The organism is Serratia quinivorans, assembly GCF_052113645.1.
In the GTDB taxonomy this organism is placed as follows: Bacteria; Pseudomonadota; Gammaproteobacteria; order Enterobacterales; family Enterobacteriaceae; genus Serratia; species Serratia quinivorans_B.
The window spans coordinates 381919-394146 of sequence record NZ_JBIEIU010000001.1 but is presented as its reverse complement, the minus strand read 5'-3'; the positions used below and the strand labels follow the sequence as shown (position 1 = coordinate 394146).

Here is a 12228-nt window from a genome sequence, read left to right as displayed (position 1 = left end):
CGTCTCTGCGTCGTGAAATCAGGCTTGCTGCTTCTTGGACAAGCTCAGGACGAACAACACCGCCGCGCTCAACACCACCGAGGGACCGGCCGGGGTATCGTAAAATGCCGAGAAGGTCAGGCCACCGGTCACTGCCAGCACCCCCACCAGCACCGCATAGGCAGCCATTTGCTCCGGAGTGCGGGCAAAGCGTCGTGCGGTAGCCGCTGGAATAATCAGCAGTGAAGTGATAATCAGCGCGCCGACGAATTTCATCGCCAGGCCAATGGTCAGGGCGGTAACCAACATCAATACGGTGCGCGCGCGTACCAGATTGACGCCGTCAACGTGTGCCAGCTCAGGGCTGACGGTCATCGACAACAGGTTTCGCCACTGCCACCACAGGATCAGCAGTACGATGCTGACCCCAATGGCAATCATCCAGATATCGTTGAGAGTCACCGACAGCAGATCGCCAAACAGATAGGCCATCAGATCGACCCGTACGTTGGACATCAGCGCCACTACCACCAACCCCAGCGACAGCGCACTGTGCGCCATAATGCCGAGCAGGGTATCAACCGAAAGCTGCGGGCGACGCTCCAGCCACACCAACACCAGCGCCAGCACCAGTGTCACGGCGATCACCGCATAGAAAGGATTCACGTCTAGCAGCAGGCCGAAGGCCACGCCCAGCAATGACGCGTGCGCCAGGGTATCGCCGAAATAGGACATCCGACGCCAGACCACAAATGAGCCGAGTGGACCGGCGGCGGCGGCCAACAATACCCCGGCCAACCAGCCGGGTAATAACAGTTCGATCATGCCTCACGGCCCCCGGTTTTCTTCAACACAATTCGTCCTTGCAGGTCGTGACGGTGATTATGGTGGTGGCGATAGACCGCCAGCTGTTCCGCACCGCGGTTGCCGAACATGGCGATAAATTCAGGATGCATCGAGACCACTTCCGGCGCGCCGGAACAGCAGATGTGTTGGTTGAGACAGAGTACTTCATCGGTTTTTGCCATCACCAGGTGCAGGTCATGGGACACCATCAATACCGCGCAGCCCAACTCTTTTCTCAGTTGATCGATGAGATCGTACAGCGCCAGTTGACCGTTGACGTCAACCCCTTGCGTTGGCTCATCCAGCACCAGCAGCTGTGGCTTGTTCAGTAGCGCACGGGCGAGCAGTACGCGCTGATTCTCGCCGCCGGAGAGTTTCTGCATCGGTTGTTCGAGCAGGTGCGCCGCCTGTACGCGTTTGAGCGCGGGCAGAATATCGGCTTTTTTAACGCCGGGTTTCAGGCGCATAAAGCGGCTGACGGTGAGCGGCAGGGTAGCGTCGAGGTGCAGTTTTTGCGGTACATAACCAATGCGCAGGCCCGGTTCGCGTTCAAGCGTACCTTCGGTGGGCGCAATCAGCCCGAGCACCACTCGGACCAGCGTGGATTTGCCCGCGCCGTTTGGGCCGAGCAGCGTCAGAATACGGCCCGGCTGCAGGCTGAGCGAAATATTCGACAGCACCTTGCGGTTACCAAAGGAGACGGAGATATTTTTTAGCGTTGTCAGTGTGGACATCTCATGATTACATTTTGCAGAACTAACCGAATGTTATAATATCACGCCTCGCTGATGAAAACGACGGGATTACTGACAATGGCACAGAAAAATAAATGGCTGCAGCGCACGTTGCTGGCTACTGCACTGATGATGGCCGGACCACTGAGCAGCGCCTCTGCGGCGGTGGTGACCTCCATTCGCCCACTGGGCTTTATCGCTTCCGCCATTGCCGATGGCGTAACGCCGACCGAAGTGCTGTTGCCGGATGGTGCATCGCCGCACGATTTTGCACTGCGGCCTTCAGATATCCAGCGCCTGCGCGCCGCCGATCTGGTGGTGTGGGTGGGGCCGGACATGGAAGCTTTTCTGACCAAATCGTTAACGCCGGTAGCGGCCAATCGCCAATTGGCCATCAGTGAACTGAGTGGGGTAAAACCGCTGTTGATGAAGGGCGAAGACGACCACCACGAGCATGAACAGGATCATGATCATGCAGCTGATGCGCATAATCATGCCGACCATGATGAGGGGGATGGACATAATCATGGTGAATATAACATGCACGTTTGGCTGTCTCCGGAAGTGGCAAAAGTGACCGCGATCGCGATTCACGACAGGTTATTGGAACTTATGCCACAGAATAAGGACAAATTAGACGCAAACCTGCGCCAGTTCGAGAATCTGCTGACGCAAACTGACAAAAATGTTGGTAACATGCTCAAGCCTGTGCAAGGTAAAGGATATTTTGTTTTTCATGATGCTTACGGCTATTTTGAGAAACATTTCGGTTTGAGCCCGTTGGGCCATTTTACCGTGAATCCCGAAATCCAACCTGGAGCACAGCGCTTACACCAAATTCGAACACAGTTGGTTGAGCAGAAAGCAATCTGCGTTTTTGCTGAGCCACAATTCAGGCCGGCCGTAATCAATGCCGTTGCCAAGGGGACTAAAGTGCGTTCTGGAACGCTGGACCCGTTGGGCACCGGCATCGCACTGGGGAAAGACAGCTACGGGAACTTCCTGACTCAGCTGTCAAACCAGTACGTGAGCTGCCTGAAGTAAAGATTATGAGGATAAAATCGAGTGCAGCAGATAGTCCGAACTATCGCTCTGGCGTATAACAATCTGCCACGGCCCCATCGCGTCATGCTGGGGTCGTTGACAGTGGTTACATTGGCCGTTGCCGTCTGGCGGCCTTTTGTTTATCACCCAGAACATAACCCCATCGTTAAAAGCATTGAATTAGAATCCAGTCAGTTACGATCCTTGCTGCCGGAAGCCAGTGAGCCGATCGATATCGACCAAGCCACCCCCGATGATGACATCCCACAGGATGAGCTGGACCAGAAGGTCGCCGGCGAGGATGGTGTGCATGAATATGTCGTTTCCACCGGTGATACGCTGGGCAGCATTCTGACCCAATACGGTATCGATATGTCGGACGTCACGCTGCTGGCATCGCAAAACCGCGATCTGCGTAATCTGAAAATCGGCCAACAGCTGTCATGGACGGTGAACGACGCCGGCGATCTGCAGCGTTTGACCTGGGAAGTGTCCCGGCGTGAAACCCGCACCTACGATCGCACCGGCAACAGTTTCAAAGAAACGCAGGAAGCTCAGCAGGGCGAATGGCGCAACAACGTGATCAGCGGTCGCTTGAACGGCAGCTTTGTCAGCAGCGCCGGTGATGCCGGCCTGAACCGTGCTGAAATCAATGCGGTGATCAAAGCGCTGCAGTGGCAGTTGGATTTCCGTAAATTGCGCAAAGGCGATCAGTTCTCGGTCCTGATGTCCCGTGAACACTTTGACGGCAAGAGCGCACAGAGCCAATTATTAGGCGTGCGTATGCGTACCGGTGGCAAAGACTATTACGCCATCCGTGCCGAAGACGGTAAATTCTACGATCGTCAGGGCTCCGGCCTGGCGCGCGGCTTTATGCGTTTCCCAACCATGAAGCAGTTCCGCATTTCTTCAAACTTCAACCCACGCCGGGTCAATCCGGTCACCGGGCGCATCGCGCCGCATAAAGGCGTCGACTTTGCGATGCCGGTCGGCACCCCGGTGCTGGCTGTGGGTGACGGTGAAGTGTTGATCGCCAAGCGCAGCGGCGCGGCAGGTAACTACGTGGCAATCCGCCACGGCCGCCAGTACACCACGCGTTATATGCACCTGAAAAAGCTGTTGGTTAAGCCGGGGCAGAAGGTGAAGCGCGGCGACCGTATTGCGCTGTCCGGCAACACCGGGCGCTCTACCGGCCCGCACCTGCACTTCGAAATGTGGACCAACCAACAGGCGGTGAACCCGCTGACGGCGAAACTGCCACGTTCTGAAGGGCTGAGCGGTAAAGATCGCAGCGATTACCTGGCGCAGGTGAAAGAAGTGGTGCCTCAACTGCAGCTGGATTAATCCTCTTGTCCGGGCGCGTTATCGCGCCAGTGATTCCATCGGCCTGATTACGGGCCGATGTTGTTTTATTTTGGTGCTTCGCCGTTGTTAATTGCAAAATCACCCTTTGCAATTATGATTAGCCGAACCGCTATGCTAAGAGCTTGTGCATGCAAAACGAGAAAAAATCGAACCCAGAGTTCATTCCGCAATTTCAGAAAGCCTTTTACCACCCGCGCTACTGGGGCGTTTGGTTGGGCACCGGGCTGATGGCCGGTATTTCACTGGTGCCTGCGCGTCTGCGCGATCCGGTGCTTGGCGCGGTGGGCAAGCTGGCCGGTAAGGTGGCTAAAGGTGCCCGTCGCCGTGCGCGCATCAACCTGTTGTACTGCCTGCCGGAGGTGCCGGAAAATGAGCGCGAGCATATTATTGACGAGATGTTCGCTACGGCTCCGCAGTCGATGATCCTGATGGCCGAGCTGGCCTGCACCCAACCGGAGAAAGTGTTGAAGCGCGTTCGCTGGCACGGGGAAGAGGTGCTGGATAAAATACGCGAAGAAGGCCGAAACGTGATTTTCCTGGTTCCGCACGGTTGGGCGGTGGATGTCCCGGCAATGCTGATGGCGGCGCGTGGCCAACCGATGGCGGCAATGTTCCATAACCAAAGCAATCCGTTGGTCGATTATCTGTGGAATACGGTGCGTCGTAAGTTTGGCGGTCGTATGCATGCGCGCAATGACGGCATCAAGCCGTTTATTAGCTCAGTGCGCCAGGGGTACTGGGGCTATTATCTGCCTGACCAGGATCACGGCGCCGAACACAGCGAGTTCGTGGATTTCTTTGCAACCTATAAAGCTACGTTGCCTGCGGTGGGCCGTCTGATGAAAGTCTGCCGCGCGGCCATTGTGCCTTTGTTCCCGGTCTATGATGGCAAAACCAGCATGCTGGATATTTATATTCGCCCGCCGATGGACGACCTGGCTACGGCTGACGATCACAGCATTGCGCGGCGAATGAATGAAGAGGTGGAGAATCTGGTCGGGCCCAACCCGGAACAGTACACCTGGATCCTCAAATTGCTGAAAACACGCAAAGAAGGGGAAATCGAACCCTATTCGCGCGACGATTTATACCGCTAAGCTCAGTTTTCGCGTCAGGCCAAGGGCCAGTCATCTGCGGGTGACTGGCCCTTGCTGTTTCTGGCGGTTCAAATATGCACCATGCACCTTGGGCGATCAGCGGCTCCAGCACGGCTGGCATTTGTGCAAAGTTGTTCCAGCTTTTGGGCCGTGCGGTTTTGCGGTGGGTGCTGATGAAGCATCGAAGGTTCTCCCTTTACCGTGGCGGCGACAGGAGACGAATTTAACAGGGGAAAAGGGCGGGGCGATAAAAAATGCCGGCCGAGTTATCGGCCGGCAGCAGGACGGATTATTCGACGCGCAGAATGCGGCTGGTGTTGGTGGTACCAACGGTTTCCATCACGTCACCCTGAGTGACGATCACCAGATCGCCGGACACCAGGAAGCCTTTATCACGCAGGCGGTTAACCGCGTCATTGGCGGCGACGACACCATCGTTATGGCTGTCGAAGTACACCGGAGTCACACCGCGATACAGCGCGGTCAGGTTCAGCGTGTGCTCATGACGGGACATGGCGAAGATCGGCAGGCCGGAGCTGATACGCGACATCATCAGTGCGGTGCGGCCAGATTCGGTCATGGCGATCAGTGCGGTAACGCCTTTCAGGTGGTTAGCCGCATACATTGAAGACATGGCGATAGCTTCTTCGATGTTGTCGAATTGCACGTCCAGGCGGTGCTTGGAAACGTTGATGCTTGGGATCTTCTCAGCGCCCAGGCAAACGCGCGCCATCGCAGCCACGGTTTCTGCCGGGTATTGGCCGGCGGCGGTTTCTGCAGACAGCATCACGGCGTCGGTACCGTCCAGCACGGCGTTTGCCACGTCCATGACTTCGGCGCGAGTCGGCATTGGGTTGGTGATCATCGACTCCATCATCTGGGTCGCGGTGATCACGGCGCGGTTCAGCGTACGGGCGCGACGGATCAGTTTTTTCTGGATGCCGACCAGCTCCGGGTCGCCAATTTCGACGCCCAAATCGCCACGGGCAACCATCACCACGTCGGAGGCCAGAATGATGTCATCCATGGCTTCGTCGCTGCAAACGGCTTCGGCACGTTCAACCTTGGACACGATCTTGGCGTTGCAGCCTGCATCGCGCGCCAAGCGGCGTGCGTAGTTCAGATCTTCGCCGGTACGCGGGAAGGAAACCGCCAGATAGTCGACGCCGATTTTGGCCGCGGTGACGATATCGGCCTTGTCTTTTTCGGTCAGGGCTTCCGCGGACAGGCCGCCACCCAGTTTGTTGATGCCTTTGTTGTTGGACAGTGGGCCGCCAACGGTCACTTCGGTAAAGACTTTCATGCCCTGAACTTCGAGCACTTTCAGCTGTACACGGCCGTCATCCAGCAGCAGTACGTCGCCCGGCACCACGTCGGCAGGCAGGCCTTTATAGTCGATACCGACTTTTTCTTTATCGCCTTCGCCCTTGGACATGTTGGCATCGAGCAGGAACTTGTCACCGATGTTAAGGAAGATTTTGCCTTCCTTAAAGGTGGAAACACGAATTTTCGGCCCTTGCAGGTCACCCAGAATAGCGACGTGACGTCCCAACTTGGCAGCAATTTCGCGCACTTTGTCAGCGCGAGCCTGGTGATCTTCTGCAGTGCCGTGGGAAAAGTTAAGCCGAACTACGTTAGCGCCGGCGGCAATGATCTTTTCCAGATTATTGTCGCGGTCAGTAGCCGGACCCAGGGTGGTAACGATTTTGGTTCTTCTGAGCCGTCTGGACATGTATTACTCCGTTGACTGGTGAAGCAAATTATTGGTGTTGCGATAACGTCGGGTAACGAAACCAGGAGTGAAATGTAATTTTACTACACTGATATTTCACTCGGGTTACCCGCATGAGCGTTGTAACAGGGTACTGCTTCTAATGCCTTCGTTGCGAGGATCCGGAACGACGGTTTTTTTCACATCGGTTACGAGTCGAAATTGTTGGGGATGACCACACCCTTATCAAAGCGCGATTCTTTCAACGCTTCCTTGACCCGCTTCAAGTTATCTCTGAATTTGGCCCCTCTGCGCAAGGTAAATCCGGTGGCCAGAACGTCGATGAGCGTTAATTGCGCAATTCGCGACACCATCGGCATATAAACGTCGGTATCTTCCGGTACATCGAGCAGCAATGCCAGGGTGGCTTCGTGTGCCAGCGGGGTATCGCGCGAGGTGATGGCGATCACCGTAGCATCGTTTTCCCGCGCCAACTGCGCCATTTCCACCAGGTTTTTGGTACGACCGGTGTGGGAGATTAGCACCACCACATCACCCTCGCTGGAGTTCATGCACCCCATGCGTTGCATGACGATATCGTCGAAATAGACCACCGGGATGTTAAAGCGGAAAAATTTGTTCATCGCGTCGTGGGCGACGGCTGCCGAGGCGCCTAGCCCGAAGAAAGAGATCTTTTTTGCCTGGGTAAGCAGATCAACAGCACGATTGATTGCGGCAATATCCAAATTTGCCTTTACTGTATCCAGGCTGGCCATTACCGATTCGAATATTTTACCGGTATAGGAATCGACGCTGTCATCTTCCTCCACGTTACGGTTTACGTACGGAGTGCCATTGGCCAGGCTTTGGGCCAGGTGCAGCTTAAAATCGGGGAAGCCCTTGGTATCGAGACGGCGACAAAAGCGGTTGACGGTAGGTTCGCTGACGTCCGCCATCCGGGCCAGCGTCGCGATGCTGGAGTGAATGGCGGTCTGCGGGGAAGCGAGGATCACCTCAGCGACTTTCCGTTCAGATTTGCTAAGCAGCTCCAGATGGCTCTGGATTTTTTCCAGCGTATTCATATAACGAGAGTCACTCATGGTTTATACCCGTCGTATTTCAAGCTATAGCGGAGGTGAATGCACTGGCTATAACTTGAAACTCATAGGGTATGTCGATTTCAATCAAAGGAGAAATCAATGCCGGTTTAGTGAAAATATACTACGTGCTGGTAACCGTTGGCAGTGTCGACAGAGGGTATGCAGGCTTTTTTCATCAGAACATGACCTGTGTCTAACTTTCATAATGGTAAAAGAGCGTCAAAAAAGACAGAAAATTACAGTTTTGGGTTCGGTCAGCGGCACTTTGGGTCGTTAACGCTTAACACTGCAATTTCTAGGGCTTTTTTTCTGCTTTTGATCCGGGTTTACTGGCCGTAGTTAAAGAGAGTACATTAGTAATGTAAGAAAATTACAAATATCCTGCAACGAGGAGATGAACATGGCGGTAACCTCTACAGCCCAGGCGTGTGACCTGGTTATTTTCGGCGCGAAAGGCGATTTGGCGCGTCGTAAGCTGTTGCCTTCCCTGTACCAGTTAGAGAAAGCCGGTCATATCCACCCGGATACCCGTATTATCGGCGTCGGCCGTGCCGAGTGGGATAAAGAAGCCTATATCAAGGTGGTCAAGGAAGCGCTTGGCACCTTTATGAAAGAAAAACTGGATGACGAACTCTGGGCTACGCTGAGCGCGCGCCTGGATTTCTGCAACCTGGATGTGAACGACAGCAAGAATTTTGCCAAATTGGGCAAAATGCTGGACCAGAAGCATCGCACCACCATCAACTACTTTGCCATGCCGCCAAGCACCTTCGGCGCGATTTGCAAAGGGTTGGGCGAAGCCAAGCTGAACCATGAGCCGGCTCGCGTGGTGATGGAAAAACCGCTAGGCACCGATCTCGCTTCTTCACGCGTGATCAACGATCAGGTCGCGGAATACTTTAACGAGAGCCAGGTTTACCGTATTGACCATTATCTCGGTAAAGAGACGGTGTTGAACCTGTTGGCACTGCGTTTCGCCAACTCACTGTTCGCTTCCAACTGGGATAATCGTACCATCGATTCCGTGCAGATCACCGTGGCGGAAGAAGTGGGCATCGAAGGGCGCTGGGGTTATTTTGACCAAGCCGGCCAGATGCGTGACATGATCCAGAACCACCTGCTGCAAATCCTGACCATGATCGCCATGTCGCCACCGGCGGATCTGACCACTGACCGTATTCGTGACGAAAAAGTGAAGGTGTTGCGTTCACTGCGTCGTATCGATCAGACCAATGTGCGTGAAACCACGGTGCGTGGCCAGTACACTGCCGGCTTCGTGCAGGGCAAAAAAGTGCCGGGCTATCTGGAAGAGGAAGGGGCGAACAAAAGCAGCAACACCGAAACCTTCGTCTCTATCCGGGTTGATATCGACAACTGGCAGTGGGCCGGTGTGCCATTCTACCTGCGTACCGGTAAGCGCCTGCCGACCAAATGTTCTGAAGTGGTGGTCTACTTCAAGAACCCGCCATTGAACCTGTTCAGCGATTCTTACCAGCAGTTGCCGCAGAACAAACTGACCATTCGTCTGCAGCCGGATGAAGGCATCGAGATCCAGGTGTTGAACAAGGTGCCGGGCCTGGATCACAAGCACCGTCTGCAAACCACCAAGCTGGATCTGAGTTTCTCCGAAACCTTTAACCAGGAGCACGTGGCCGACGCTTATGAGCGCCTGCTGCTGGAAACCATGCGTGGCATTCAGGCGCTGTTCGTACGCCGCGACGAAGTGGAAGAGGCCTGGAAGTGGGTTGACTCCATCATGGACGCGTGGAAAGCGGATAACGAAGCGCCTAAGCCGTACCAATCCGGTACCTGGGGCCCGGTCGCTTCGGTGGCGATGATCACCCGCGACGGCCGTTCCTGGAACGAGTTCGAGTAATAACCCTGCCGGCAGCTTAACCTGTCGGCATTTTTTTGCCCGCAGTACCGGGGCTAACATCACTTGGGGTACGGCCGGACGCCCGCGTTAACGCGTGGGGCCCTGTGGCAGGGGCGTGCCATTGATAACCCGTAAGTAATGGAGAAGTAACGATGAAAAACTGGAAAACCAGCGCAGAACAGATCCTGACCGCAGGCCCGGTGGTTCCTGTCATTGTGATCAACAAACTGGAACATGCGGTGCCGCTGGCCAAGGCGCTGGTAGCCGGCGGTGTGCGCGTATTGGAAGTTACCTTGCGCACTGATTGCGCCATGGAGGCGATCCGCGCTATCGCGGCCGAGGTGCCGGAGGCGATTATTGGTGCCGGTACGGTGATTAATCCGCAGCAGTTGCAGGCAGTGACCGAGGCCGGTGCGCAATTCGCCATCAGCCCGGGCCTGACGGAAGCGCTGTTGAAGGCGGCTACCGCAGGCAGCATTCCGTTAATTCCGGGCATCAGCACCGTTTCAGAGCTGATGCTGGGCATGGATCATGGTCTGCGTGAGTTCAAGTTCTTCCCGGCGGAAGCCAACGGGGGAGTGAAGGCGCTACAGGCGATCGGTGGCCCATTCCCGCAGGTCCGTTTCTGTCCGACCGGTGGCATCACGCCAAACAACTACCGTGATTATCTGGCGCTGAAAAGCGTGTTGTGTATCGGCGGTTCATGGCTGGTTCCGGCTGACGCGCTTGAAAATGGCGACTATGCCCGCATCACCGAGCTGGCCCGTACTGCGGTCAGCGGCGCTACGGCGTAACCTGCGCCGGGCCTGGGGTTGGCGATTATTTGGCCCCGCCAATTTAAACCAAGGTTCAACAACGTGTTGAGCCTTTTTTTATTTTTAAATCAGTTAACTTTCTTATTTTTAAACTCTTTTTTTATCGTTTTTGTGAAAACGGCGGTTTGCTTTATAATTTCGGCTATGGTACAACTATCGCAGTTGAAAATTTTACTTGATGAGGATATTGGGCAAATCGCACTCCGTGTAACAAGATAATGTGCGGCTGAGAATAGAGAATACTTATGATGACAACTAATGGAATTACCCTCAGAACCTCTACTTGCCAGCTTTTCCTGTCTGCCATCCTTGCCAGTGAGCATCACTGGTGCAGCGAGCTATAGCGTCTTTCTCCCTTAACCGGTGCTGGTGACAGGTTCAGTCCTCCGTCATTTCGCGTATCCGGGCAAACATCTTTATTACGTTTGGGTCAGTTTATCCCCAGGGATCTCTGCGTCTTCAGCGCCTGGTTGCGCCTGTCTGACGAGATAAATCGGGATAAATATGCCTTAGCGTGCGTTATTCGCCGTTTGGGAGAGAAATTATGATTTATTGGATCTTTTTAGGCTTGGCCATCGTGGCCGAAATTATCGGTACCCTGTCAATGAAATACGCCAGCGTCAGCGGCGGCATGACCGGCCATATCGTGATGTATGTGATGATCACTGCGTCGTACATTATGTTGTCGTTGGCGGTAAAACGCGTTGCCCTGGGCGTTGCTTATGCCCTGTGGGAAGGGATCGGTATCCTGTTTATTACCCTGTTCAGCGTGCTGTGGTTCGACGAACCGATCTCGGCGTTGAAAGTGCTGGGTCTGGTGACGTTGATCGCCGGTATCATGTTGGTGAAGTCCGGCACCCGCAAACCACGAAAACAGGCCAGCCCGCGAGGTGACAACCATGCAACAGCTTGAGTTGTACCACATTGGGTTCTTGGGACTGGCGATTGTGTTGGAAATTGTCGCCAACATCTTCCTGAAGATGTCAGACGGTTTCCGTAAAATCTGGTTAGGCCTGCTGTCATTGCTGTCGGTGCTGGGAGCGTTCAGTGCTCTGGCACAGGCGGTGAAGGGGATTGACCTGTCGGTGGCTTATGCATTGTGGGGCGGTTTCGGTATCGCCGCGACAATCGCCGCCGGCTGGATCCTGTTCGGTCAGCGCCTGAATGCCAAAGGCTGGATTGGCTTGGTACTGTTGCTGGCGGGCATGGTGATCATCAAACTGGCTTAATCAGCACAAGAGTAGAAAAAATAAAACCGCAGGCGTTATCGTCTGCGGTTTTTGGTTTTACAGCGCAGCAATAATTTTGATTTCGACCTTGTACTTCGGATTCATCAATTTGGCTTGCACGGTGCAGCGCACCGGCGCGCTACCCGCAACCACCCAGGCATCCCAGGCGGCGTTCATGCCAGCAAAATCGGCGCCGTCGGCCAGAAAAATGGTGGCGTCCAGCACCCGGCTTTTGTCGGAGCCTACGCGCGCCAGGATCACGTCAATCGCCGCCAGGGCGTTTGCGGTCTGGGCGGTAGCGTCATCATCCAGATTTTCCGGCACGCTGGTGTAATAGACGGTGTCGTTGTGAACCACGGCTTCGGACCAACGCTGGTCAGGATCAATTCGTTCGATATTCATGCAATTATCTCCATATCATCATCGCGTTAA

At 54.8% G+C, this 12228-nt stretch carries 12 protein-coding genes; 7 read left to right on the top strand and 5 right to left on the bottom strand.

Annotation, left to right across the window (positions count from 1 at the left end; all coding sequences use genetic code 11):
* Positions 1-18: 18 nt before the first annotated feature.
* Positions 19-804 (bottom strand): zinc ABC transporter permease subunit ZnuB, encoded by a 786-nt coding sequence (znuB, locus tag ACGS9J_RS01765; protein ID WP_442229373.1) that lies wholly within the window; start codon positions 802-804, stop codon positions 19-21.
* Complete coding sequence (gene znuC, locus ACGS9J_RS01760) at positions 801-1559, bottom strand: zinc ABC transporter ATP-binding protein ZnuC (protein WP_037419807.1); 759 nt, start codon at positions 1557-1559, stop codon at positions 801-803. The genes znuB and znuC overlap by 4 nt, the downstream gene beginning before the upstream one ends.
* 78 nt (positions 1560-1637) lie before the next feature.
* On the opposite strand from znuC, the gene znuA reads away from it, so the two are divergent.
* From znuA to lpxM, 3 genes are all read left to right on the top strand, one after another.
* Positions 1638-2603, top strand: coding sequence for a zinc ABC transporter substrate-binding protein ZnuA (gene znuA, locus ACGS9J_RS01755; protein ID WP_442229372.1), 966 nt, complete (start codon positions 1638-1640; stop codon positions 2601-2603).
* A 21-nt stretch (positions 2604-2624) separates the two neighbouring features.
* A complete protein-coding gene (gene mepM / locus ACGS9J_RS01750; protein WP_442229371.1) occupies positions 2625-3947 on the top strand; it encodes a murein DD-endopeptidase MepM in 1323 nt (440 codons plus the stop codon).
* Positions 3948-4096: 149 nt separating this feature from the next.
* Positions 4097-5065, top strand: coding sequence for a lauroyl-Kdo(2)-lipid IV(A) myristoyltransferase (gene lpxM / locus ACGS9J_RS01745; protein ID WP_442229370.1), 969 nt, complete (start codon positions 4097-4099; stop codon positions 5063-5065).
* A 289-nt stretch (positions 5066-5354) separates the two neighbouring features.
* Here the strand turns inward: lpxM and pyk are convergent, their stop codons facing one another.
* Both pyk and ACGS9J_RS01735 read right to left on the bottom strand, forming a co-directional pair.
* On the bottom strand, positions 5355-6797 hold the full coding sequence (pyk, locus tag ACGS9J_RS01740) for a pyruvate kinase (protein ID WP_442229369.1): 1443 nt from the start codon (positions 6795-6797) through the stop codon (positions 5355-5357).
* A gap of 188 nt (positions 6798-6985) precedes the next feature.
* Positions 6986-7858, bottom strand: a complete 873-nt coding sequence (locus tag ACGS9J_RS01735) for a MurR/RpiR family transcriptional regulator (protein ID WP_442229958.1) — start codon at positions 7856-7858, stop codon at positions 6986-6988.
* Positions 7859-8276: 418 nt separating this feature from the next.
* Between ACGS9J_RS01735 and zwf the strand changes: the two genes are divergently transcribed.
* From zwf to mdtI, 4 genes are all read left to right on the top strand, one after another.
* Positions 8277-9752 (top strand): glucose-6-phosphate dehydrogenase, encoded by a 1476-nt coding sequence (gene zwf / locus ACGS9J_RS01730; RefSeq protein WP_037419787.1) that lies wholly within the window; start codon positions 8277-8279, stop codon positions 9750-9752.
* Positions 9753-9904: 152 nt separating this feature from the next.
* Positions 9905-10546 (top strand): bifunctional 4-hydroxy-2-oxoglutarate aldolase/2-dehydro-3-deoxy-phosphogluconate aldolase, encoded by a 642-nt coding sequence (locus ACGS9J_RS01725; RefSeq protein ID WP_442229368.1) that lies wholly within the window; start codon positions 9905-9907, stop codon positions 10544-10546.
* Positions 10547-11111: 565 nt separating this feature from the next.
* Positions 11112-11480 (top strand): multidrug/spermidine efflux SMR transporter subunit MdtJ, encoded by a 369-nt coding sequence (gene mdtJ, locus ACGS9J_RS01720; protein WP_442229367.1) that lies wholly within the window; start codon positions 11112-11114, stop codon positions 11478-11480.
* Positions 11467-11796, top strand: coding sequence for a multidrug/spermidine efflux SMR transporter subunit MdtI (gene mdtI / locus ACGS9J_RS01715; protein ID WP_020827249.1), 330 nt, complete (start codon positions 11467-11469; stop codon positions 11794-11796). The genes mdtJ and mdtI overlap by 14 nt, the downstream gene beginning before the upstream one ends.
* Before the next feature lie 57 nt (positions 11797-11853).
* Here the strand turns inward: mdtI and ACGS9J_RS01710 are convergent, their stop codons facing one another.
* Entirely contained in the window at positions 11854-12198 is a 345-nt protein-coding gene (locus tag ACGS9J_RS01710) for a RidA family protein (protein ID WP_442229366.1), read from the bottom strand.
* Between the last annotated feature and the right edge of the window lie 30 nt (positions 12199-12228).

What these genes read in the sequence shown, in the direction of transcription:
- znuB (WP_442229373.1), bottom strand. Translation starts at nt 804, where the DNA reads ATGATCGAACTGTTATTACCCGGCTGGTTGGCCGGGGTATTGTTGGCC.
- znuC (WP_037419807.1), bottom strand. Translation starts at nt 1,559, where the DNA reads ATGTCCACACTGACAACGCTAAAAAATATCTCCGTCTCCTTTGGTAAC.
- znuA (WP_442229372.1), top strand. Translation starts at nt 1,638, where the DNA reads ATGGCACAGAAAAATAAATGGCTGCAGCGCACGTTGCTGGCTACTGCA.
- lpxM (WP_442229370.1), top strand. Translation starts at nt 4,097, where the DNA reads ATGCAAAACGAGAAAAAATCGAACCCAGAGTTCATTCCGCAATTTCAG.
- pyk (WP_442229369.1), bottom strand. Translation starts at nt 6,797, where the DNA reads ATGTCCAGACGGCTCAGAAGAACCAAAATCGTTACCACCCTGGGTCCG.
- ACGS9J_RS01735 (WP_442229958.1), bottom strand. Translation starts at nt 7,858, where the DNA reads ATGAATACGCTGGAAAAAATCCAGAGCCATCTGGAGCTGCTTAGCAAA.
- zwf (WP_037419787.1), top strand. Translation starts at nt 8,277, where the DNA reads ATGGCGGTAACCTCTACAGCCCAGGCGTGTGACCTGGTTATTTTCGGC.
- ACGS9J_RS01725 (WP_442229368.1), top strand. Translation starts at nt 9,905, where the DNA reads ATGAAAAACTGGAAAACCAGCGCAGAACAGATCCTGACCGCAGGCCCG.
- mdtJ (WP_442229367.1), top strand. Translation starts at nt 11,112, where the DNA reads ATGATTTATTGGATCTTTTTAGGCTTGGCCATCGTGGCCGAAATTATC.
- mdtI (WP_020827249.1), top strand. Translation starts at nt 11,467, where the DNA reads ATGCAACAGCTTGAGTTGTACCACATTGGGTTCTTGGGACTGGCGATT.
- ACGS9J_RS01710 (WP_442229366.1), bottom strand. Translation starts at nt 12,198, where the DNA reads ATGAATATCGAACGAATTGATCCTGACCAGCGTTGGTCCGAAGCCGTG.